This is a genomic window from Halorubrum sp. 48-1-W (assembly GCF_003287355.1).
Classification (GTDB): Archaea; Halobacteriota; Halobacteria; order Halobacteriales; family Haloferacaceae; genus Halorubrum.
Genome location: NZ_QMIM01000001.1, coordinates 312,381 through 335,392, shown reverse-complemented (window position 1 = coordinate 335,392; position 23,012 = coordinate 312,381). Strand labels below are relative to the sequence as shown.

The following is a 23,012-nucleotide window of genomic DNA, read 5'->3' as shown; positions in this document are numbered from 1 at the left end:
GACGAGTCCCATTGACGTCTCGACGCCGACGCACTGGCTTCGAGCACGTCCCGCGAGCCGCGCTAGAACGCGTCCGAATCGAGGACCCGGTGTGGCACGTTCCTGTCGCGGAGCTTCGAGGTGTGCCGCGGGATCTCGTCGGTCACCGCGACCAACAACACGTCGAGTCCGAGCGTTCCCGCCTCCGCGACGCCCTCGGCGGTGCCGAACCGGATGTCCGGGGTCGTCTCGCTCCGGGAGACGACCGCGTACGCCTCCGTTCCGGCCACCGCCACCAGGCCGTCGTCGGGGGCGTGGCTCGCGACCACCGCCGGGTCGGGCGGGTCGCCGTCCGTGACGGTCGGGACGGGCAACACGGAGACGGTTCCCGCGTCGTAGTCGACGACGCCGTCGAAGTCGGCCACGCCGACCGCCGCGCCCGTCTCGGCGCTCGTGACGGTGATCGCGGTCGCGGTTCCGCCGGCCGGGTTCGCGTGGAGGACGCCGTTACGCATCACCAGTCCGACCTCGCGTCCCTCCGCCACGCCGGCGAGCGCGATCGCGGCGTCGACCTCGACGCTACCGAGCACGTCCGAGTTCACCCGTTCGAGGTACGCTTCGAGGTCGTCGGTCCGGGAGATGAGCCAGTCGACGCCCTCCTTCGTCACCTCGTACCGACCGCGCCCCCCCTTCTCGACGTAGCCTGCTTCGACCAGGTCCCGGACGTAATCGCTGACCGCCTGCGAGGTCACGCCGATCGTCTCCGCGATCTCCCCTTGGCTCACCGCCGGTTGCCGGTCGGCGATCTCGACGAGCACCTGATAGCGCGTCGCGCTCCGCTTGTTCTCGAGGACGTCCGGGGACACCCCATCCTCCGCGTCGACCATTGTCGGTCCTTCCGGCGCTACAAATAAAGTATTGTTGTATACGGTATCGGCTACTTGTGCTAACGGCCGTTTACAGTCGTCTGTTGTAAATAAAAACTGTTCTAGATCAACTAAAATTGTTTGAACTACGACTAGGTCGTACGTCTCGAACGGAGACCACGACTCCCGAACGACGCGAGCGCCGGCTGGAGCGGGAGGTCCGAGTTGCGTTGGGCGAAAGCTCGCGAGACCACGCGTGAGAAGCCGCGTCATACCGACGTGGGCACCCTCTCAACCGATCGGTACAGCGTTGGGGGTGCGGGAAATGCCGTCCGCGACAGCGTAACGGTTCTCCGTCCTAGAGGGAGTGAGTCCGGGAAGCTTCGGTCCGTGGTGTAGCCGAAGGATCGGGGTTACTCATAATACCTACTACTATAGAAAATTGTTATTATAATAGGTAATGGTTTTATCGAATAGCGGTTTTACAACTAAACCATTCGATAATGACGTTAGAGGACAGTAGTGGGAACCGTTCGTTGGTTGACTCAGCGGTGTCAATCGAGATCGTGTCAATAAACGATAGAACCGAGCAGTACAGTATTCAGACTACTCCGAGTAGCGGTCGACGCCCTTCTACCGCTATCGTGGAAGCTGTTGGAACAATAACCGACACAGACCCGATCGAACTCGATCCGCTTGGGGATGCGATCGATCCCGATCACCTCGACGGGTTGTTCGACTCGCCGTCGAACTCCGAGCGGGAACACGTTTCCGTGTCGTTCTCATATGCGGACTATCGCATCACCGTCTCAGAAACCGAGTCGCTAACTCGTCCATCAACCGCGTAGATAGCCATCTTCGAATATTGATAAATGTCCACGAAAAGTGATCTACCCGGTCCGATTCACGTGTTACATATCGATGACGAGCCAGATATCGTCGAGTTGACCGCGGAACTGCTTGAACGCCACGATGATCGTCTCACCGTCGAAACGGCAACGAGCGGAAGTGAGGGAGTAGCTCGGCTTCAGGAGACGGATTTTGACTGTGTTATCTCCGACTACGATATGCCGGGGATGGACGGGCTGGAAGTACTTGAGACGCTCCGCGACGAATATGACGACCTCCCGTTTCTTCTGTACACCGGAAAGGGTAGCGAAGAGGTCGCCAGTGAAGCGATCGCACGCGGTGTCACGGATTATCTCCAGAAGGGGACGGGCACCGAACAGTATGAACTTCTCGCGAATCGTACCGTGAACGCTGTCAAACAATACCGTGCCACCCAACGAGCGGAGAACCTGGAACGGGTCCGAAGCGTCCTTCGTGACGTGAATCAAGCGCTCGTGCGTGCCCAGACCCGTGACGAGATCGAATCGCGCGTCTGTGAGATCGTCAGCGAAGCCGATCCGTATCGCTTCGCGTGGATCGGTGAACGTGATCCTGACTCGAAAACCGTCCAGCCCCGGGCCGTTGCCGGCACCGACGACGGGTATCTCGACGCTATCGAAGTAACGATCGATGAAAGCACGACAGGACGAGGACCCACCGGTCGTGCCATCCGAACCCGTGAACTATCCGTTATACAGAATATTCCTGAGAGCAACGAGTATGAACCGTGGCGCGAGGACGCGATCGAACGAGGGTACCAGTCAAGTGCCGCGATTCCGCTCGTCCACGACTACACACTGTACGGCGTACTGAACGTCTACGCTGACCGGACGCATGCGTTCGACGATCGAGAAAAGGAGTTACTTGAGGAACTCGCCGATGATATCGCCAACGCCATCTCACACGCCGAAACCCGCTCCCAACAACGCCGCTATGAACGGATAATCGAAAACCTCCCGATCGGTGTCTATCGGGCAACCCTGGGGGCAAACGGGCGGATACTCGACGCAAATTACGCTCTCGCCGAAATATTCGGTGCCGAATCCCCCGGTGAGATGATCGGGCGTGAGGTTGCGGATTTCTACAACGAACCCGCGGAACGAGTTGAATTGAATCAACAACTCCGGGATGAAGGTATCGTTCGTGAGGTTGAATTACGCCAAGAGACGCTCACCGGCGATGATATTTGGGTGGCAATCACCGGGATGTGTACCGAGGAAGACGGCGAAGTGTATATTGACGGGATCGTTCGAGAGACCACGGAACGCAAAGAGCGTGAGCTACGACTTCGTCTCTTCCGGAATACCGTCGAAGCGTCCGGCCATGCCATCTATTTCACTGAACCGGACGGCACTATCGAGTATGTTAATCCAGCGTTTGAAGAACTAACCGGGTACACTGCGGACGAGGCGATCGGAGCAACCCCTCGCATTCTCCAATCAGGGGACCACGAGGAGGAGTTCTACGAGGAGATGTGGGAAACGATTCTGGCAGGCGAAGTCTGGCGGAACGAACTCGTGAACAGGTCAAAATCGGGCGATCGATACGTGATTGACCAGACGATCGCGCCGGTTGAAGACGATTCCGGTGAGATAGAGTACTTCGTCGCGGTCAACGCAGACATTACCGAGCAGCAAGAACGAGCGCAGGAGCTTGCCCAGAGTCGAGCGCGCTGGCGCGCACTCTTCGAGAACTCGCCGGATGCGATCGCCGTCCACGATGGGGACGGAGACATCATCGAGGTGAATGAGCAGAACGTCGAGAACCTCGGTTATGTGCGCGAAGAACTGTGCTCGATGAATGTTTCTGAGTTTGAATGCGGCCACACGCGTGACGAGTTACAGGAGTTCTGGGAGGACCTAGACCCGGAGGAGCGTGTAAAGGTCGAAGGCGAACACAGGCGCAAGGACGGCTCTACGTTCCCGGTCGAAGTCTGGGTCACGAAGATAGAGCTCGAAGAGGAAGGGCGGTTCATCGCACACGGTCGTGATATCACTGAGCGTAAGACATACGAACGAGAACTCAAACGAGAGCAGGAACGACTGGAAGAGATTATCGACGTGGTTAGTCATGATTTGAAAAATCCACTGAGTGTCGTCGACGGCCATCTTCACCTATTACAGGACGAATATCCGAATGACCACATCGATGCCATGGAACGGGCTCTCGAACGTTGTGAGACATTAGTCGGAGATCTCCGCGTTTTTGCTCACGTCGGTGATCGAGTGAGAGAGTTCGACTCCGTCGATCTAGCAGAGACGGTCTCTGACTGCTGGAAGACCATCATAACAACGGACGCGACACTAAATATCGAGACGGATCGCGTAATTCGATCGGATCGAGATCGACTCCGTCATCTTCTAGAGAATCTCATGCGAAATGCCGTCGAACACGGGGAGTCCGATGTAACTGTGACCGTTGGAGATCTCGAAGATGGATTCTATATCGAGGATGATGGGGCAGGGGTTCCGATCGAGATTCGAGAACGCGTGTTTGAGAGTGGAGTTTCGACGGCTGATCACGGAACGGGACTGGGTCTGGCGATTACCAAACAGGTTGCTGAGGCACACGACTGGGAAATACGCGTGAAGAACGGTGACGAGGGCGGCGCGCGCTTCGAGATCACTGGGGTAGAAGTCGATGCCGAGACGGATTCCTCCCACGGCTGAAGCCGTGGGCTTCCTCCTTGTTCCTCTGTGAGCCCGCATCCCATCCGTCGCGGCGCCATCACGCACTACTTACAGAGTGACGTACCCGAGACGGTGATCTGCGACCGGGCGAACGTAACGTCCGACGCCATCGACCAGCACTACGACCGGCGCTCGCAGAAAGAGAAGATGGAACAACGGAGGGGATACCCCGACGACATCTAGAGCCACTCCCGGCCGCCGTCGCTCACCGCTCCACAAAACTATCCATAATAAATCGATCCGCCTTATTCATATAAAGTTTAAATAGAAGGAGAAACAGATCTTTTGCTATGAAAAGTAGCTCGAATATTGCGGCCGAAGACGGGCTACAGATAATCCTCGATATACCGGCCCAAAGCGGAGACTTATTCGGTAGTACGGCCACAGACACAGTTCTCTCTTTTTTATGTCGCCACCACACTGCGGAGTTCTCGATTAGTGATCTCGTTGAGGCAGTGGACTATTCGCAGCCGAGCGTCTCCAAGGCGGTAACCGTACTCTCCGAAAACGATCTCGTCGTCGAACGACGCGAGGGCAACACGCGATGGGTCCGAATCAACCGCGAGCGGCTCCACGTCCCGGACGACCCCTATCTACAGATTCCTCAGGCCGAGTTCCAGGAACCGGTGAGAACAGCAGCAACCGAACTCCGCGGCGAACTCGACGGCGTGATCGGGGTCGTTCTGTACGGTAGCGTCGCGCGGGGCGAAGCTGACCGGCGGAGCGACATCGATCTCTGGGTGCTCGTTGAGGAAGACCGGATGGCAAACCAGCGAGCGGCGAATCAGGTCAAACAAGCACTCGAAGACGAGGAGTTCGAGAACGGCCGGTACGAATACGAGATCGACGTCGAGGCGCTTCAGGCGGTCCCGAAGTACATCGCCGAGATACGGGAGGTGCTCAGCGATGGGATCGTCATCCACGAGACGGAGAAGTTCCAGACGGTCCGGAACATGGTTTTCCACGGTGATCTCGATGAGTGAGGAGTCCGACCCGCGGGATATCCGGACGGCTCTCGATGCGGCTATCGACGCGTTCAACGAGGAGGGGTTCGGCGTCCCGAACCGTGAGGACGCGATCGCGACCGACGACGATTGGAAGACACAGCTCACGAAGGCGTGTCGGCTGCTGGATGCGGTCGCACGGATCGACGGAGAGGGACACTACACCGCCGTCATCGAACTTTGCTTCGGGGCGACCGAACGGTCTATCGAGGCCTATGCCCTCGCAGTCGGCGGTGACGAGCTGGACGACTTCCACGACCACACTCACTGTTACGACCGGGCGGCGGACCTCGGCCTGCTCTCCCGGACAGCGACACGGGAGCTTTGGGGACTCTACGACGACAACAGGACGGACAGCTACTACGGCGGCAAGCGCCCCACCGAGAAGCAAGCGGATAGTATGTACGCGCTCTCTCGTAGCGTTCACCAGTACGTCACGGATCAGATACGGGAAGGCGGCGTCTGTGTCTGTAATCAAAAATAGAACCTGAGAGAGGGGGGTGCGTCCGACAAGTCGTTTAGAATGAACGGACCCTACACAGTGAGTTCGTTACAACAGTAGAAGCAGCGATCAGTTGGACCCAAGAGCGGAAAGACGCGGCTCGAATTCCTCCTGGAATTCGTCCATCGCATCTACCCCCCACTCGATCAGATAGTTCCGTTGGTCAGCAGTCAGCTCAGTAATCGTTCCGTCAAGATCTTCTGGCAGCTTGATCCGGGAGGCCTGTTTCTCGGGCAACCGTTCCCACTCTAACTCAACGCCCAAACTCGTCTCAATATCTGTTCGCTCGCGTTTCAACGCCTCGAATATCTCCTCGTTGCGTTCCTTATCCGACGTGGAGATGTAGAGCTCGACGGAGAACTCCGGCCCCTGGTGGAACACCCAGCCGAATCGGACGCCTGAGATACCGGCACTAAACGTCAGGTAGTTCCGAGGCCCAGGTTTGAGTTTGTACCAGGCCGGCCGTCGCTGCGAATACGCCTCAACCATCTCGGCGAAGAACTGCCGGTAGCTACGCTCGAGGTCGGACAGCGACTCGGTACTCACCTCGCGTTCCCACTCGTTTGGCTCGACGACGACTTCGAACTCGAACCCACGCTCATCGGATCCCTCAATACTCACGACGCGGGGTTTGATCGCGAAGAACTTCGCACCTTTCGGCCCGGTTTCGTTCAACCATTCGAGGACGCTCCGGTGCTCGGGCCGGAACTCCTCGGCGAGCCACATCGTGAACCCGGCGTTCTTCCCCGACGAGTACGTCAGAAGCTTCCCCAAGTGGTCGTGGTCCGTCCGGTTGTATTGATTCTCGATGACGACAGTCTCACCCGTGTTCATCTCTCGTGCGACGATGTCGGCCGAGAAGTCGCCGACAGCTTCCTCCGCTCGTGCGTCCTCGATTTCTATCCCCAACTCAGACGCGAGCAGGTCGATGTTCTCTGTCAACCATCTCGTGAAATCCCGCTCTTCGTTCTCCCACACCGAGCGGAGGTCGTGCTCTTGGATTCGCAAGACGTTACGATCCATAGACGAGCTTTCCCGGGAGCTTTGATAAAATGTTGTGAGCCGTATGCTCTTGGAGCGTAATCCGTTAAGCTTCGTTGCCGGACGCACCCCCCTGCCCCGGGGAAGATTGGTCCGGAGTCGAAGAACATGACCACTGTTCCAGATGTAGAGGCGGTTCTGGGATCGTGTCTCGTTGTCACGGGATTGGATTGGTAGGCGAATATCTCGATAGTTTGCTGGACGCACCCCCCCTGTCCCCGTCGTCCAGCCAAAGTGCAGTAGAACCACAAGAGAACTAAAGAAGGTATTCAGGACGCTATCCCGTCTACTAGTCAGAAAGACATGTAGGACACGGGGGTTTTATATATAATACCTGAAAACGGGAGCGTATGAAGGCGTTCGGCGACGAGGACACGATCTTCGAGGATATGGACGTCCTCAACCCTAACGAGCAGACGTATCAGCCCGAATCACTGCCAGAGCGCGAGGTCGAACTCGATCAGATCCACTCCGCCCTCCGACCAGCGACGATGGGCTCGACGCCGCTCAACCTGATCGTATACGGTCAATCCGGGCAGGGGAAGACCGTCGGAATCCGCCTCAAGACCGACCAACTTCAGGAGTACGCCGATGACTCCGAGATGGACCTCACGGTGGTTCACATCCGTTGTAAGGGCATGGACGGGTCCTATCACGTCCTGACGCATCTCGTCAAGCGACTCCGTGAGAAGCGATTCGGGCCCGGTGAGGAGCTCCCGAGCGGTCACCAGCGGAAGACCCTCCTCAACATGGTGATCGAGAACCTGGAGGAGATCGGCGGGACGGTCATCGTCGTCCTCGACGAGATCGACGCCATCGGCGACGACGACTACATCCTCTACGAACTCCCGCGGTCGAATCCGGACGGGGTCCGTCTCTCGCTCATCGGGATCACGAACGACCTCCAGTTCCGCGAGAACCTCGATGCCGACGTCCGGTCGAGCCTCGGTGAGGACGAGGTCCGCTTCGAGCCCTACGACGCTGATCAGCTCCGCAACATCCTCGCACGACGTGCCGTCGGTGCCCTCCGTGACACGTATTTCGAGGACGATATCGAGGACTACCAGCACCTCCGAAGCGAGATTCTAAGCGACGACACGATCCCGCTTGCTGCGGCGTTAGGCGCACAGGACACGGGAGACGCTCGTGAAGCGATCCGGCTACTGTTCCGTGCGACCAGGTTCGCCGACGACCGGGGTGAGGCGACCGTCACAGAAGAGCACGTGCGCGAGGCACGGGACTTCCTCGAGACAAAGGCCATCGAATCAGGGATTCAGACACTCCCGAACCAACGAATGCTCGCGCTCATGGCGGTCACGTATCACGGGATTCACGGCGATACCCCCGTGACGACGACACCGATCTACACCCAGTACAAGACCTTCTGTGACTACGTAGACGTGAACTCCCTCTCGAACCGCCGGTTCCGCGACCGGCTCAACGATCTCGCCGATACGAACGTGCTCAATAAGCGGCAGGGCCGGGGTCGCGGAGACGAGAACCAGTACTCGCTTGCGGTCGATCTTGATACGGCGCTCGAGAACCTCCCGAAGGAATCGGAGCGTCTCGGGGATGTAGCAACGCTTCTCCGGGAACAGGGTGATGTTGCGGGTAACTAACTCCCAAGCGCCATCTCAACAAGGTTGATCAAGTACCGAGATAGACTGCTACTCTAACGAGACAGCTTTTTGCTAATACCGAGGAGATCTATATTGAATGGTGGAGCCGATCTTAAAATGGGCGGGTGGGAAGCGCCAGCTTCTCTCAGAAATCACGGCGCTGTTTCCGACCACATATGAGGCGTATCACGAACCGTTCGTGGGAGGTGGTGCTGTCTTTTTTGATCAGGATCCGGATAATGGAACGATCAACGATCTGAACACGCGGTTAATTACTTTTTATGAGATCGTTCGAGACCAACCGGACGCCCTTATTGCCGAGAACAAGACACACGAGCATACGGAAGAATACTACTATAACGCTCGCTCGGAGTTCAATACGCTCCTTACACAGTCGACTCCAACACAGGACGAGCGAGTCCGCGAGGCGAGCTTACTTTTATATTTAAATCGGACATGTTTCAACGGATTGTATCGGGAGAACAGTAATGGCGAATTCAACGTCTCTTTCGGACGGTATTCGAATCCAGATTGGATACAAGAGCAGCGAATTCGAAAGACATCACGTGTTCTCCAAGACACGGCAGTGTTCAATACGGATTTCAGCTATGTCGTCGATGAGGCTTCTAGTGGCGATCTTGTGTATTTTGATCCCCCGTACGAACCGGTGTCGAAAACCGCGGATTTCAATTCATATCAGGCGGGCGGATTTGACCGAGAGGACCAACGCCGACTTCGTGATGTCGTGATAGAACTTACGGAAATGGATGTTTCCGTGATTCTCTCTAATTCGCCGCCGGTCACGGAATTATACGAAGGCCACGATGTGTTCTCGATCAGATACGTAGACGCCACTCGTGCGATAAATAGCGATGCCGGTAGTCGGGGGGAGGTCTCGGAAGTGCTCATTACGAACGTTCCGGCAGATGAGCAGCGGCGAAAGACTCTCTCCGACTTTACTGAATGAACTGTCGAAGATCGCTCAACGTGGCGTTGAGGCTAGAACGTATTGTTGCTCGGATCCTCGACCGCTCGTCGTGATTTCAGGGAGGCGGACAAGCCACTGTCCAACGGTTCGGGCACGTCGACGAGTGGTTGAATCCGAGAGATCTGTTTCGGCTGCGAGGATCTCCGTAATATCACGTCGGGAGAGAGTACCGTCTTCTTCTAGTTGAGTGTATACACGGGAGATGATCTCGACATCACGGATCTGCTGTGTGAGGAGGCTATCCGCGGATTCTCGATCGCCACGATCGAGGTACGTGAGGTATTCCTCACCGAGCCGAGTGAGTCCCCAATGACGGATCGTATGGTTGTCGATTTCGATCTCCTGGTCTTTGTGAAGAAACTGAAGAAGCCACGCGGCAATACCGTAATAATCCGCTTGCCGCGGATCGAACGTGTCTGTATCCGTCTGTCTCCGAACGTATTCTGCGATATCGGGTTTGATGTCAGAACCCGTCCCAACCGCTCGGATGACTGTGCGTATTACGTCAAAATTGTCCGCTTGTGGGACCTCTAGCGGCGGGATTGAGTCGGTTCGCTCCGGCTTCTCGAACGCACTCCAGAACGTGGGATCCAGTTCGTATGATTCGTCGTCTGTAACGACGCCGATACTGCTCTCGATCATGATGTCCGTGAGCCGGTCACCGTCGATCAGCCGGATGAAATCTTGGTTTGCGCTTGTCTCTGCTCCGGACGTGAACGAGGATGTCGTAATCACCGTTCCGATATGATACTGTTGTTCTGAGAGTGCACCTTTAAATCCGCGGAGGGTACGGGCGCCGACGGTGTTACCGGTAGTGTATTGTTTTGCTTGTACGCCGAGCCGTGCGTGGAACAGTTCTCGATCGATGACCGCGTGAATATCGATACCACCATCGCCACGGAACGGTGTTAACTCGAGTTCACGAGTTGGCTCTGCCCGCTCGATCACCATTTTACAGAGCTGTTCAAACTGCTCGTGATCGATCTGTAACCCCCTATCAAGCAGTTCCTCTTTTGCCGTCGATACTCTCATTCAAGATCGAAGTTTTCACCGCTGGATAAAAATCCTCTCGCCAGAGCAACCAGTACGTTACAGCAGCTGGATCAGTCTTGCGTTGAGAATTCCAGTTCAGAATACTCGTACGTGTAACACTTGATCCCGCTCTCCTCACAGTACTTCGCAAGCTCTCTCGGCGGTACGTCCTCCTCCTCGAAATCACCCAAGAACGCGACTGTCACGTTGTCATCGCCACGCTCCTCAGAGCCTTCCACCACGACGGCCGTGTCCGGATCGCTATGGCTGGTCTTGATTACCTGGTCCCCCGGAACATACGGGTTCTCCGCGAACGCGAGATTCTCGTGTTTGTACGTCCAGAGCTTGACGGCTTGGTCGTCACAGTACGACGCGAGGATCGCGGGGTGGTAGTCGCGCCACGCACCCGGTCCCTCGTCGAGCGAACTCGGGAAGGCGACCCGCACCGCTTCCCCGTCCATTTCGTGTCCGAACGCGCCGGTGTTCTGCTCCGGAGGCAGCACCTCGACGACGATCCCCACCGACGGCTCCGAGTCGCCAGCCTTCACCACTCGATCCCCCGGCGAGAACGGATTCTCCGGCTTCTGATTCATGTGAGCGGTGTTGGGACCCAGATCGAGCAACTCGTTCATCGGTCGTGCCGCGAGGTGGTCGAGTTTCTCCGGCGATTCCCCGGAGAAGGCCGCCTCCGTTTCGACCTTCGATTTCAGGGTCTCGAGGCGCTCCCACCCGAGCAACATGAGACTGTCCTCGTTGTCCCGATGCCAGACCATCGCCACGATGTCGTCGTCGGGGTCCCGTTCGACGAGCGATTCGGGAAGGAAGGTCGAGACGTCCCGCGAGGACTTCACGTCGACCGTGTAGCCGAACACCTCGAAATCGTGCCCGGAGAAGCTCTCCGAGTTACACCGTCGGATCGCCTCCTCGTTTTCCCACTCCCACATCTCGACGGGGAGGTACTCGCGACAGAACTGTTCGAACGCGAGTTCGCCGAGGTTGCCGATCCGCTTCGCGTCGAGGTCGTCGGTTCCCTGAATGACTGCCTGGTGGTGGGCTCGCTCGCGATCGATGTCGTCCGGAGTGAACCGATACATTAGTTGAGTATCATATCCTAAACAGATATGTCTTCATATTATAATATCAAATTAAAGAACCGGAGGGCAGAGCGGTGTCGAAAATCCGATCGCTGACGAGAGCGAGTAGTCAATGTTGAAACCCCTAACCAGACCAGCTCTGTACGAAGAAGATTCGATTGGCGCGACGGGCGCTGGTTTGACTGTCGAACGGATCGACCTTTGAGGCGTGAGACGGTCGAAATCGGCGTCCTGAAAAAAGCGATTTCTGACATCACTCTCCCGTCTCATCATAGCAACATCTACACTGGTGTAGTATTGAGATTGGAGCGAATGGCCGACTCGTTGTGGTACCCGTCCGTCGAAGACGTCGTCACCATCCACGACGACGTCGTCGCGGAGTACCCCGATACTCCCGACGGTGTTCGGAACCGTGGTGACATCGAGTTCGCACTGAACTACATCGAAGAGGGGAGCTTCGGCTCAGCGCCGGAAACCATCCACCAGAAGGCGTATCATCTTCTGCGGCTCCTCGTCGCTAATCACCCCTTCGTCGATGCGAACAAACGTACCGCGCTCAACGTGACGGTCGTCTTCTACTTCCTCAACGGGTATCGGTTCGAGTACAACAGCGAAGTGAGAACGATACTGAAAGCGTTCGGCACCGACGAAGCGGCCGTTGATGAGGCGGAAACCACCGACTATCTCCGATCCCACACCGAAGCACTCGATCTGGCCGGTGAGATCGAAGTGTGGCGAGACGAACTCGTCCGGTACGGGCTAGCGGAGTTGACAGGCGATTCGTTAGACCCGAACGATTAACGGCGTTCGACGCGTTCCTGTAGGTATGGCCACCGAAGAGGGAGCGGAAACGACATCACCGCTTGACGACGTGATGGAGGACATCCGGCGGGAACTGGTTCGACGGGTCGCGGCGGACGACCGAGATGCGAACCGAGAGGTCTACGACGCTCTCGAAGACGAATAACACCGGTACTGGCTGTTACCGCTAGTGGGGGTAGTTATACACGCAAGCGGACTCACCCTACACGAGTAGTATGGAACACGCGGACGACCGCGGAGCGAAGAAAGAACTCCGGAAGGAGCACCCGAGCGGGTGGCTGTACCTCACGCAGCACGATGCGATCCCGATTCTCGTAGACGCGCTGCTCGATCTCCCGCCGAACCGCGAGTTCAACAAGACCGAACTCGCAGAACACGCCGGTGTCACGCGCCAAACCGCCGGCAACTACACCGACCTCTTGATCGAGGTTGAACTCATCGAGGAGGTTCCGAACACGTCACCGCGTCGGTACCGGGTCGCGGACAGTAACGTCGTCCGAGAGCTCTTCGAGCTAAACAGCGCGCTCAACAGCGTCGGCGAGTAGCAGTTGCCCGCGAGGGTACACTGGATATCCCGGGGGCCCGCGGGTCTATTCGCTACGAAATTCAAGAAGTTGCGATTCTCAGTTGGTGGTCGCGTCAGACCCGACCGCAATCGATACAGAGAACGTACCTATCGTGCATCACGGTGAGAAAACACTGCCTTCCGGAAGAAACTAGAAAAGGTTACACATAGGTATTTTTGTAATTCAGGATGGTATCATACTCTGTGGACCGCCGTCGATATATCCAGCTATTCGGTGTCGGTGGAAGTCTTTCTCTTACTGGCTGTGTCGGGAGTGTGTCTTCACCCAGTGGGGAATCCCTGCCCGAAGCACCGTTGACGCTTGCAACGACGACGACAACATACGATAGCGGATTGATCGATGCGCTACTCCCGGGATTCGAAGAACAGTTCGGGACAACTGTCGGACCAATCGTCCAAGGTACTGGCGGAGCGCTTCGAACCGCCCAAAATGGAGATTGTGATCTCGTCTTCGTTCACGCTCGTCAGCTGGAGGACACGTTTCTTCGAGAAGGACACGGTATCAACCGTCGTTCGGTCATGGTGAACGACTTTCTGGTCGTTGGACCAGCTGAGGACCCTGCCAACATTGCTGGAAACGGACCGATCGAGGCGTTCGAAGCTATCGCTAATTCCGAGGCCACGTTCTTGTCACGAGGTGACCGCTCTGGGACCCATCTCCGCGAACGCCAGTTGTGGAACGAAGCGGGAATCGATCCGGAGGGGACATGGTATAGTGAAACTGGTCAAGGGATGGGAAACACACTCATCATGGCCGGACAGACGGGAGCGTACACGTTGACTGAACGTGGAACCTTCCTCAATGTCGCCAAGGACACGCTTGTTCCCCACGTCTCCTATGGTATCGAGGACCATCCACCGTTGCTCCGAAACGAGTACGGTATCATCCCCGTGAATCCTGCCCGCTACGATACTGCCTATGCTCTGGCAATGGCCTTTGTCGGCTACGTTACCGGGCCGGGACAGGATGTTATCGACGGGTACAGAATAGCGAACGAACGAGTTTTCCGACCATTTGGACCGTCTGACACCCCCGACTTTGAACAGTACGTTCCGAGTGGCTGGCAAGCATCCGACACCCAATAATCAAATCCGTATTGCACAATACGCAGGCACATTCTATCGGCTAATTCAAGAATTAGTCGGAGAAAACGACGGAATTCCTGTGGCGGACATATTCTCTCGATCCAGTAGCTGGACCCTGTAAGGATTTGAGGCGGTCTCTCCAACCAACCGGGGTTGATGAGTCAATCAGTGATCGATCTTCTCTACTGAGTCCAGTAGGGCTGGACGCGAACCCCACCGATGCATCCGTGGACGGTCACCTATCGAACGAAAGCACGCGCATTGGAGTATTCCGGTGTCTACCCCGACGCAGTCATGCGATTACAACGATACGGGCGCGACGGGATCCCCGCGAGCGAACGCAGTGAGCGAGCGGGGGTCAGTCGCGCCCGTGACTGAGCGAAGCGAAGGAACGGGCGCGACGGGATTTTGAACCAGAGCCAGACGGTCCTGCTCGCTCACTCCGTTCGCTGCGCGGGCTGCGACTGGCAGGGTTCAAATCCCGCATGCGCCGCTACTGCTCACTTCGTTCGCAGATAGCGGGCGCGACGGGATTTGAACCCGCGGCATCTTGGTCCGGAACCAAGTGCTCTGTCCGCTGAGCTACGCGCCCTCACGAGGGCGTATCCCGGACAGCCGTTTAACGCTTCTGACTCTCACCGAGGGCGTAGCCCGGGGTGGACGGCTCACTCCACGAACAGCCCGTCGACGACCGTCTCGATCAGGGCGGCTTCGACCGCCTCGTACTCGGTGACGGCGAGCGCGCCGATAGGGGAGTCCTGCGCGCGGGTGACGAAGATCAGCGACCGGAGGAGCCCGCTTAGCAGGGCGGGGTCGTCGTATCGGATCTCGTCCATCGCCGCCCAGCGGCTGGCGTGGGGGAGTTCGGTCTCGTGGGCGTCGGGGCCGATCGACTGCCGCTCGGCTTCCGAGAGCTGGTCGGAGAGCAGCTGGAGTTCGCCCTCGACGATCAGCCGGGAGGCGAGGGGGTTCGACCGGACCTCCCGGAGGGTCGTCCGGAGCATCGTCGTCACTTCCTCGCGGGGCGTGTCGGCTCCGGAGACCGCCTCGTCGATGCGCGATTCGAGGCGCTCCCGCTCGGCGTGAAGCACCGCGACGTACAGCGCCTCCTTCGAGTCGAAGAACTGGTAGAACGTGCTGGTGCCGATGCCGACCGACTCGGTAACGTCCTTGATCCGGGTTCGATCGAACCCGAACCGGGCGAACAGCTCGCGACCGTCCGCGACGAGCTCCGAGCGGATCCGGTCGCGCTCGGCGTCGGAGAATCGACTCATGGACGTCCCGTCGTCCGGACGATCGGAGGCGTGTTCAGTTCGGTCATAGCCGTAGTACGAATTCAAAAACAAAGGTGTTATTGATTCGTGGATTCACGTACGGTCGTGAAGCAGACGCAGGATCACGCCGGCGACCGGTCCGGAGTTCGCGGGTCTCGGACGGAACGATCGGCCGAGCGGGCCAACTCGCATCGGACGGGACGGCGTCGATCGCTCGCGGTCGTCACGCGGAGGGAGCGATGAACGCGCGGACGGTCCTCGTCGCGCTCGTCTCGGTGACGCTTCTGACGAGCGGGACGGCGGGCTTCGCCGTCGCGGCGACGGGCGGCGGGGCGGTCGATACGGGCGCAGTCGCCGCTGGCTCGGCGGTGACGCCCCAGCAGTCGGGTGGACTCATCCGCGGGTCCCCGGATCTGGCGGTCAGTACATCCGACCCGACCCTCACTCCGGGGCGGACGAACACGGTGCCGCTCCAGGTCACCAACGACGGGGACCTGGATCTGGGGACGTCCGAGGCACGCGGCGTGGTCACGACCGCGAGAAACGTCCGGGTCGAGGCGGACGCCGAGGGGACGCCGCTGACCGTCGAGAGCGGGACGCTCGCGATCGGATCCGTCACCGAGGACCGACCGGGGGAGGTGCCGCTCGCGGTGAGCGTCCCCGAGGACGTCGAGGACGGCACCTACACGGTCGACGTCGAGGTCGAGTACTCCTACACCTACCAGCAGTCGGGTGGGGTGACCATCGACCGGTCGCGGACCCTCTCGACCGAGGTCGACGTCGAGGTCGACGGCGACGCACGCTTCGAGATCTCGAATGCGACGACCGACGCGACGGTCGGCGACGAGGGCACGCTCGAAGCGGAGGTCCGGAACGTCGGCCCGGACGCCGCTCGGGACCTCACGGTGGCGCTCGAGTCCTCGAGCCCGCAGGTCGGGTTCGGCGAGGGATCCAGCGGCACCGCGAGCATCGACGAGCTCGCGCCGAACGAGACGCGGACCGTCCGATACGACGTCGGGTTCACGTCGAGTGCGTCGGTGCGCGAGTACGTCCTCAACGGGACGGTGGCCTTCGAGACGCCGGAGGGGTATCAACGCGCGGATCGGCGACCCTCCGTCGACGTGACGCCCGGACCCGAACAGCGGTTCGGCGTCGACGACGTGGAGTCGGACCTCTACGTCGGCGAGCAAGGGGACGTGTACGGGACCGTGACGAACGAGGGGCCGAACGAGGCGCGGAACGTCGTCGTCCGGTTCGCCGACGAGTCGGCGAACGTGGTTCCACGGGAGCCCTCCGTGGCCGTCGGGACGCTCGCAGCGGGCGAGTCCGACTCGTTCCGGTTCCCCCTGGAGGTCAACGGCGAGGCGAAGCCGATCGACCGCTCGTCCGATCTGGTCGTCGAGTACCGAAACGACGAGAACGAACAGCGCGTCTACGAGAACGTGGAACTCGGCTACTCGGTCGAGCCGCAGCGTGACCAGTTCCGACTCGAAGTCGAGGACCGCGAGGTCGAAGCCGGCGGGAGCGTGGAGATGGACGTCGAGGTGACGAACAACCTCGACGAGACGGTCACGGACGTCGAGGCACGGCTGTTCGCCGACGATCCCCTCGACAGCGACGACGACGAGGCGTTCGCCGCGTCGCTCGAGCCCGGCGAGTCGACGACGATGACGTTCACCCTCTCCGCGGAGTCGTCGGGGGTCGCGAAGACGTATCCCGTCTCGTTCGACTTCCGGTACGACGACGCCGACGGGGACAGTCAGCTCTCGGATACGACTCGCGTACCGGTGACCGTCGTCGAGGCGGAGGACACGTCCCCGCTTTCCGGGGTCGGCACCGTCCCGCTCGTGCTCGGCGTCCTCGCGCTCGTCGCCGCCCTCGGCGCCGGACTCTACGTCACCCAGAGGGAGTAGATGAGCCGAGCCGGTCGGTGGATCGAGAACGCCACCACGCGACTCAACGGCGTCATCGTCTCACGGCCGCGAGCGGTGGTCCTCGCGTTCCTCCTCGTGACGGCGGTGTTCGCCGGCGGGATGAGCGCCATCGAGACGCAGACGGAACCGACGGAGGGGTTCTCCGAGGACCTCCCCGAACAGGAGGCGCTCGACGCGATAAACAGCGAGTTCGACGAGCCGTTCGAGTCGGAGACGGAGTCGACACAGCTGATCCACCACGGGAACGACGTCCTCACCCGCGAGGAGACGCTGGCGATGCTCCGGCTGTTGGAGCGGATCGACGCCCGCGAGGACCTCCGAATGGAGTCGGCCAACGGCCCCGCGACCGTCATCGCCCGATCGATCGATCCGACGGCGGAGACGCCCGCGGAGATGCGGCGGGCGGTCGCGGGAGCCACGGACGCGGAGTTCAGACGGGCCGTCCGGGAACTGAGCGACGATCCCCGCTTCTCGAGGGGCGTCTCCGACGACTTCAACCCGAACGAGGCGTCGGCGTCGACGACGATCACGGTCGTCACACACGACGTGCCGGAGGGGTTCGACGACCTCCAGTCGATCCAGACCGACGTTCAGTCGCTCGCGAGCGACGAGCCCGCCGACATCCGGACGTTCGGGAGCGGAGTGATCAACGCCGAAACCGGCCAGATCATCGTCGACTCGCTGCTCATCGTGATGCCTATCGTCATCGTTCTGATCTTGGGCTTCCTCGTCGTCGCGTACCGGGACCCGATCGACCTCGCGCTCGGGCTGTTCGCGCTGTTGATGACGCTGGTCTGGACGTTCGGGTTCCTCGGTTTCTCCGGGATCCCGTTCGACCAACAACAGATCGCCGTGCCGGTCCTGCTGCTCGCGGTCGGCGTGGACTTCGGGATCCACTTCGTCAACCGGTATCGGGAGGAGACCGTCAAGGGGTACGAACCGGTGCCGGCGATGCGGACCGCCGCCGACCAGTTGGCGATCGCGTTCGTCATCGTCACCGTGACCGCGGTGTTCGGCTTCGGCGCGAACGTGACCTCCGACCTCGACCCGATCCGGAACCTGGGGATCGTCTCGGCGGTCGGGATCGTCTTCACGTTCCTCATCTTCGGGCTGTTCTTGCCCGCTGCGAAGCTCGAAATCGACCGGCTCAGGGAGCGCTACGGCGTCCCGGAGTTCGGTACCACCCCCATCGCGTCCGAGGACTCCGCGCTCGGCCGGCTTCTGGCCGTCTCTGTCTCCGTCGGCGAGCGTGCGCCGGCGCTCTTCGTCGTCGTCTTACTGCTCGTCGGCGGCGGGTTGGGTGCGTACGGCGCGGGCGTCGACACCACGTTCGAACAGGAGGACTTCCTCCCGCCCGAGGAGGAGCCCGGGTACGTCGAGTACATTCCCGAGCCGTTCGCGCCGAGCGAGTACACGGTCACGTCGACGCTGAACCTGCTCGAAGACGAGTTCGAGGCGAGTCAGGACGCCTCGCTCACGGTCTACGTCGAGGGGCCCTTCGAGGAGGACCACGCGCTGGAGGCGCTCGCAGCGCCGACCGACGACCCGCCGGACACGCTGGCGGTCGGGGAGGGCGGGCGGGCGGAGACGACGAGCATCGTGACGATCATTCGGTCACACGCCGAAAGCGACGAGGAGTTCGCCGCGCTCGTCGCCCGCAACGACCTGGACGGAAACGGGATCCCCGACCGCAACCTCGAGTCGATCTACGACGAACTGCTCGACTCCCCGGCGGGGCCGCGTGCGCGCGAATACCTCACCGACGACCGCCGCGGCGCGCAAGTCGAGTACACCGTGGAGAGCGGCGCGACACAGAAAGAGATCTCCGCGGACGGCAGGGAGCAGGCCGAGCGGTACCGCTACGCTGCGACCGCCACGGGACAGATCGTCGTCTTCGACGCGATCACCGCGATCATCTTCGACTCGGCGATACAGGGGCTCGTCCTCGCGGTCGGGCTGAGCGGCGTGTTCCTCGTGATCACCTACGGCGTGCTGGAGGGGATGCCGATGCTCGGGATCGTGAACGTGTTCCCGATCACGATCTCCGTCACGTCGCTCGTCGGGACGATGCGCTTTCTCGGCTACCCGCTCAACGCCCTGACGGCGACGATCCTCTCGATCGCGATCGGGATCGGGATCGCCTACTCGGTCCACATCACCGCCCGGTTCATCGACGAGTACCGGGAGAACGACGACGTGGCGGAGTCGCTACGAACGACGCTCACCGGCACCGGCGGCGCGTTGACTGGGAGCATGCTCACGACGGCGCTCGGAACCGGCGCGCTCGGGCTCGCGATCACGCCCGTGCTCGGCGACTTCGGGACGCTCATCGCGTTGAGCGTGTTCTACTCGTTCGTTATCTCCGTGGTCGCACTCCCGCCCGCGCTGTTCCTCTGGGACCGGATCCGGTCCGGCTCGTCGACCGCCGAGACGACCGACCCGGCCGTCGAGGCGTGAGCGGCCTCGGCCACACCCAGATATCAATGCGGATAATTAAGGCAGGTGGGTTTATCAATCGATCCGAACTCCCGACGATTGACCTCCTCCCCCGACTGAAGTCGTGGGCTCTCTCCTGTATTCTCTGTAGATCGAGCCGTGTCCCTCCAGTCGACGGTTCGCCCGCGGTACGGCATCGAGCGCCGACGCCGACGGTTCGGGGTCCCGTGACGAGGACCGCCCGGATCCGACGGACCGGACGCCCACGAACGGAACGGAAACGGTCGTATCGAGCGAACCCGACGCGGGGAGCACACTGCCGAGGGCCCCGGACCGGTTCGTCGCCGCGGTCGCCGTCGACGGCGAGGTGCTGTTCGCGGGGCCGTCCATGCCGGCGCTTCTCGGCGAGGACCGCGGGACGATCGCGGGAGCGACTTCCTCGAGTACGTCCACCCGAACGACCGTGACGACGTCGCGGACGCCCTCTCCGCGGTCGCCCCCGATCGGCGGGTCACACACCGGATCCGACGCGCGAACGGGAGGGACGTCTGGGTCGAGTCCGTCGTCGACGACGACGTCACCCCGGAGTTCGGCGGCCGCGTCGTCACCGGCCGGTGCGTTGACGCCGACCGGCCCTTTCCCGAACGGGGCCCGCTTCGTCGTTCGCGCGCCGACGCCGGCGACCGTCGACGCCACGGGGCCGTGGATCGAGCGTCCGTCGACACGCGACTGAGGTCGCGAGCCCGTCGCGTTTATTTCGGGCGCTCCCGAAACGGGAACGTGACCCCCGCCGAGGTGTCGATCCGGCCGGTCGAGCGCGCCGACCTCCTCTCGGTGCTCCGGATCGAACGCGAGTGTTTCTCGGACCCCTGGCCGTACGACGCCTTCGATCAGCTGGTCGACGAGCCGACGTTCCTCGTCGCCGAGCGGGAGGGGGCCGTGGTGGGCTATCTCGTCGCGGACGTCACCCCGAACGCCGGCCGCGACATCGGCCACGTCAAGGACCTCGCCGTCCATCCGGAGTTCCGCGGGCGGGGGATCGGCCGGGCGCTGTTGCGCGCCGGGCTCGCCCGGCTCCGGGCCGCCGGGGCGACGGTCGCCAAACTCGAGGTCCGTGAGGGGAACGACCCCGCCCGGTCGTTGTACGGGGCGGAGGGGTTCGAGCCGGTCCGGCGGGCGACGCGGTACTACCGCGACGGCGAGGACGCGCTCGTCCTCGCCGTCGACCTCGTGGAGTGGGGCAGTGGCGGGTGAGCCACGGAGCGATCCCGCGTCGGGTGATCCTCCGGACCGCTCCCCGTTCCGTCTTGACAAGGCTTAGTGTCGCGGGCATCGACGGGAGCGTATGAGTTCGGTTCCCGAGCGGTCCGAGATCGACGAGGCGTACAAGTGGGACCTCGCGAGCGTCTTCGACGACGACGACGCGTGGGCGACTGCCTACGAGGCCGTCGAGGGACGGATCGACGAACTCGGCGCCTACGAGGGTCGCGTCACGGAGGGCCCCGGGACCCTCCTCGAACTGCTACGGCTCCGCGAGGAGGTGTTCCGGGAACTGTCGTCGGTCGTCGTGTACGCCCGACTCCGAAGCGCGGAGGACACCCGGAACCAGAAGTATCAGGCGATGGTGGCGAGGGCGTCCTCGCTCGAGTCGGAGGCCTCGAGCGAGATATCGTACCTCCGCCCGGAGCTCCAGTCGCTGACCGAGGCGGACGTCGAGGCGTTCGTCGACGCGGAGCCCGCCCTCGCCGAGTACGAACACTACCTCGAGGACGTGTTGCGGACCAAACCCCACACGCGGTCGGCGGAGGTCGAGGAGGTCCTCGCGGACCTCTCGGAGGTCACGAGCGCCCCGAGCGACATCTACACCATGCTGACGAACGCGGACATGACTTACGGCGTCGTCGAGGACCCCGACGGCGAGGAGGTGGAGATCACCCAGGCCAACTTCACGAAGCTCCAGACGAACCCGGACCGCGAGTTCCGCCGGCGGGTCCACGAGACGTTCTACGACGAGTGGGCCGACGTGCGCAACACCGTGGGGACGAGCCTGGAGAAGGCGGTCCGCGAACACGTCGCGAGCGCGGGGATCCGCGACTACGACACCGCCCGCGAGGCCGCCCTCGACGGCTCGAACGTCCCGGTCGAGGTGTACGACACGCTCGTCGACACCGTCGACGACGAGCTCGCGACGCTCCATCGACACGCCGAGTTGAAGCGGACGGCGCTCGGCGTCGACACGCTGGAGAGCCACGACCTCTACATGTCGCTGACGGGCGATCAGGGCCCCGATATCGAGTACGACCAGGCCGTCGAGTGGATCATCGAGGCGGTCGCGCCGCTCGGCGAGGCGTACCAGGAACGGATGACGGAGGGCCTCGAGAGCCGGTGGGTCGACGTCTACGAGAACCGCGGGAAGCACTCGGGCGCGTTCTCCTCGGGGACCTACGACACCCAGCCGTTCATCCTGATGAACTACCAGGACGACGTGGCCTCGATGTACACGCTGGCACACGAACTCGGCCACTCGATGCACTCGGAGCTGGCGAGCGACGCCCAGCCGTGGCACGACGCGAGCTACGACATCTTCGTCGCCGAGATCGCCTCCACCGTCAACGAGACCCTCCTCACCCACCACCTGCTCGAGACCGTCGAGGACGAGGAGCTCCGGACGCACGTGCTCGACGAGTACCTCGAGCGCTTCCGCTCCACGCTGTTCCGCCAGACGATGTTCGCGACGTTCGAACAGCGGATCCACGAGCGCGTCGAGGCCGGCGAGGCGCTCACGCCGGACGTCCTCGACGAGCTCTACGCCGACCTGAAGGGCGACTACTACGCGCCGGCCGACCTCTCGGGCGGGATCGAACGCGAGTGGGAGCGGATCCCCCACTTCTACTACGACTTCTACGTCTACCAGTACGCGACCGGCATCTCCGCCGCAGCCGCGATCGTCGAGCGCGTGCTCGAGGAGGGCGAGCCCGCGGCAGCCGACTACCGCGAGATGCTGACAGCGGGCGGCTCCGACTACCCGCTCGAAGTGGTCGAACTCGCCGGGATCGACATGGCCGAACCCGACCCGATCGAGTCAGCCGTCGGGATCTACGACGACTACCTCGAGGAGGTCGCGACGTTGCTCGAGTTGGCGTAGCCGATACGGCGACCGTATCGACCGGT

20 protein-coding genes, 1 tRNA gene and 1 pseudogene are annotated in these 23,012 nt (G+C 61.0%); 15 read left to right on the top strand and 7 right to left on the bottom strand.

The window, feature by feature from the left end; translation table 11 throughout:
* Positions 1 to 62: 62 nt before the first annotated feature.
* The gene (locus DQW50_RS01740) at positions 63 to 866 is read right to left on the bottom strand and encodes a MarR family transcriptional regulator (RefSeq protein ID WP_112077584.1); all 804 of its coding nucleotides are present in this window, start codon (positions 864 to 866) and stop codon (positions 63 to 65) included.
* 482 nt (positions 867 to 1,348) lie between these two features.
* On the opposite strand from DQW50_RS01740, the gene DQW50_RS01735 reads away from it, so the two are divergent.
* From DQW50_RS01735 to DQW50_RS01715, 5 genes and pseudogenes are all read left to right on the top strand, one after another.
* Positions 1,349 to 1,693, top strand: coding sequence for a HalOD1 output domain-containing protein (locus tag DQW50_RS01735; RefSeq protein WP_157964832.1), 345 nt, complete (start codon positions 1,349 to 1,351; stop codon positions 1,691 to 1,693).
* A 24-nt stretch (positions 1,694 to 1,717) separates the two neighbouring features.
* Positions 1,718 to 4,402, top strand: a complete 2,685-nt coding sequence (locus DQW50_RS01730) for a PAS domain S-box protein (RefSeq protein ID WP_112077583.1) — start codon at positions 1,718 to 1,720, stop codon at positions 4,400 to 4,402.
* A 21-nt stretch (positions 4,403 to 4,423) separates the two neighbouring features.
* Positions 4,424 to 4,606: pseudogene (locus tag DQW50_RS01725) on the top strand (site-specific integrase); the annotation flags it as partial.
* Positions 4,607 to 4,713: 107 nt separating this feature from the next.
* Positions 4,714 to 5,406: a nucleotidyltransferase domain-containing protein gene (locus tag DQW50_RS01720; protein WP_112077582.1), complete on the top strand. Its 693-nt coding sequence runs from the start codon at positions 4,714 to 4,716 to the stop codon at positions 5,404 to 5,406.
* Positions 5,399 to 5,911, top strand: a complete 513-nt coding sequence (locus DQW50_RS01715) for a DNA-binding protein (RefSeq protein ID WP_112077581.1) — start codon at positions 5,399 to 5,401, stop codon at positions 5,909 to 5,911. Before DQW50_RS01720 ends, DQW50_RS01715 begins: the two co-directional genes overlap by 8 nt.
* Before the next feature lie 87 nt (positions 5,912 to 5,998).
* On the opposite strand, the gene DQW50_RS01710 is transcribed toward DQW50_RS01715, so the two are convergent.
* Positions 5,999 to 6,952, bottom strand: a complete 954-nt coding sequence (locus DQW50_RS01710; RefSeq protein ID WP_112077580.1) for a DUF4268 domain-containing protein — start codon at positions 6,950 to 6,952, stop codon at positions 5,999 to 6,001.
* A gap of 368 nt (positions 6,953 to 7,320) precedes the next feature.
* On the opposite strand from DQW50_RS01710, the gene DQW50_RS01705 reads away from it, so the two are divergent.
* Together DQW50_RS01705 and DQW50_RS01700 are read left to right on the top strand one after the other, a co-directional pair.
* On the top strand, positions 7,321 to 8,589 hold the full coding sequence (locus DQW50_RS01705) for a Cdc6/Cdc18 family protein (RefSeq protein WP_112077579.1): 1,269 nt from the start codon (positions 7,321 to 7,323) through the stop codon (positions 8,587 to 8,589).
* A 97-nt stretch (positions 8,590 to 8,686) separates the two neighbouring features.
* Positions 8,687 to 9,556 carry a DNA adenine methylase gene (locus tag DQW50_RS01700; RefSeq protein WP_112077578.1) on the top strand — a complete coding sequence of 290 codons (870 nt, stop codon included), beginning with the start codon at positions 8,687 to 8,689 and terminating at the stop codon, positions 9,554 to 9,556.
* Positions 9,557 to 9,571: 15 nt separating this feature from the next.
* Here DQW50_RS01700 and DQW50_RS01695 read toward each other — a convergent pair whose 3' ends face one another.
* Complete coding sequence (locus tag DQW50_RS01695) at positions 9,572 to 10,609, bottom strand: restriction endonuclease (RefSeq protein ID WP_112077577.1); 1,038 nt, start codon at positions 10,607 to 10,609, stop codon at positions 9,572 to 9,574.
* A gap of 71 nt (positions 10,610 to 10,680) precedes the next feature.
* Positions 10,681 to 11,703, bottom strand: a complete 1,023-nt coding sequence (locus tag DQW50_RS01690; protein WP_112077576.1) for a hypothetical protein — start codon at positions 11,701 to 11,703, stop codon at positions 10,681 to 10,683.
* Positions 11,704 to 12,015: 312 nt separating this feature from the next.
* Here DQW50_RS01690 and DQW50_RS01685 point away from each other — a divergent pair, with 312 nt between their 5' ends.
* From DQW50_RS01685 to DQW50_RS01675, 4 genes are all read left to right on the top strand, one after another.
* Positions 12,016 to 12,504 (top strand): type II toxin-antitoxin system death-on-curing family toxin, encoded by a 489-nt coding sequence (locus tag DQW50_RS01685; RefSeq protein ID WP_112077575.1) that lies wholly within the window; start codon positions 12,016 to 12,018, stop codon positions 12,502 to 12,504.
* Positions 12,505 to 12,529: 25 nt separating this feature from the next.
* Positions 12,530 to 12,670, top strand: coding sequence for a hypothetical protein (locus DQW50_RS18030; RefSeq protein ID WP_176329381.1), 141 nt, complete (start codon positions 12,530 to 12,532; stop codon positions 12,668 to 12,670).
* A 70-nt stretch (positions 12,671 to 12,740) separates the two neighbouring features.
* Positions 12,741 to 13,070 carry a hypothetical protein gene (locus tag DQW50_RS01680; RefSeq protein ID WP_112077574.1) on the top strand — a complete coding sequence of 110 codons (330 nt, stop codon included), beginning with the start codon at positions 12,741 to 12,743 and terminating at the stop codon, positions 13,068 to 13,070.
* A gap of 209 nt (positions 13,071 to 13,279) precedes the next feature.
* The gene (locus tag DQW50_RS01675; RefSeq protein WP_112077573.1) at positions 13,280 to 14,197 is read left to right on the top strand and encodes a substrate-binding domain-containing protein; all 918 of its coding nucleotides are present in this window, start codon (positions 13,280 to 13,282) and stop codon (positions 14,195 to 14,197) included.
* Positions 14,198 to 14,716: 519 nt separating this feature from the next.
* Here DQW50_RS01675 and DQW50_RS01670 read toward each other — a convergent pair.
* Both DQW50_RS01670 and DQW50_RS01660 read right to left on the bottom strand, forming a co-directional pair.
* Positions 14,717 to 14,789, bottom strand: a tRNA-Arg gene (locus tag DQW50_RS01670).
* A 73-nt stretch (positions 14,790 to 14,862) separates the two neighbouring features.
* On the bottom strand, positions 14,863 to 15,471 hold the full coding sequence (locus DQW50_RS01660; RefSeq protein WP_112077619.1) for a TetR/AcrR family transcriptional regulator: 609 nt from the start codon (positions 15,469 to 15,471) through the stop codon (positions 14,863 to 14,865).
* A 239-nt stretch (positions 15,472 to 15,710) separates the two neighbouring features.
* Here DQW50_RS01660 and DQW50_RS01655 point away from each other — a divergent pair, with 239 nt between their 5' ends.
* The gene (locus tag DQW50_RS01655) at positions 15,711 to 17,384 is read left to right on the top strand and encodes a COG1361 S-layer family protein (RefSeq protein WP_112077572.1); all 1,674 of its coding nucleotides are present in this window, start codon (positions 15,711 to 15,713) and stop codon (positions 17,382 to 17,384) included.
* The gene (locus DQW50_RS01650; RefSeq protein ID WP_112077571.1) at positions 17,385 to 19,862 is read left to right on the top strand and encodes an RND family transporter; all 2,478 of its coding nucleotides are present in this window, start codon (positions 17,385 to 17,387) and stop codon (positions 19,860 to 19,862) included.
* A 54-nt stretch (positions 19,863 to 19,916) separates the two neighbouring features.
* On the opposite strand, the gene DQW50_RS18765 is transcribed toward DQW50_RS01650, so the two are convergent.
* Positions 19,917 to 20,537: a hypothetical protein gene (locus tag DQW50_RS18765; RefSeq protein ID WP_157964831.1), complete on the bottom strand. Its 621-nt coding sequence runs from the start codon at positions 20,535 to 20,537 to the stop codon at positions 19,917 to 19,919.
* An 84-nt stretch (positions 20,538 to 20,621) separates the two neighbouring features.
* Here DQW50_RS18765 and rimI point away from each other — a divergent pair, with 84 nt between their 5' ends.
* A complete protein-coding gene (gene rimI, locus DQW50_RS01640) occupies positions 20,622 to 21,095 on the top strand; it encodes a ribosomal protein S18-alanine N-acetyltransferase (protein ID WP_112077618.1) in 474 nt (157 codons plus the stop codon).
* A 91-nt stretch (positions 21,096 to 21,186) separates the two neighbouring features.
* Positions 21,187 to 22,986: an oligoendopeptidase F gene (pepF, locus tag DQW50_RS01635; RefSeq protein WP_112077570.1), complete on the top strand. Its 1,800-nt coding sequence runs from the start codon at positions 21,187 to 21,189 to the stop codon at positions 22,984 to 22,986.
* Positions 22,987 to 23,012: the final 26 nt, after the last annotated feature.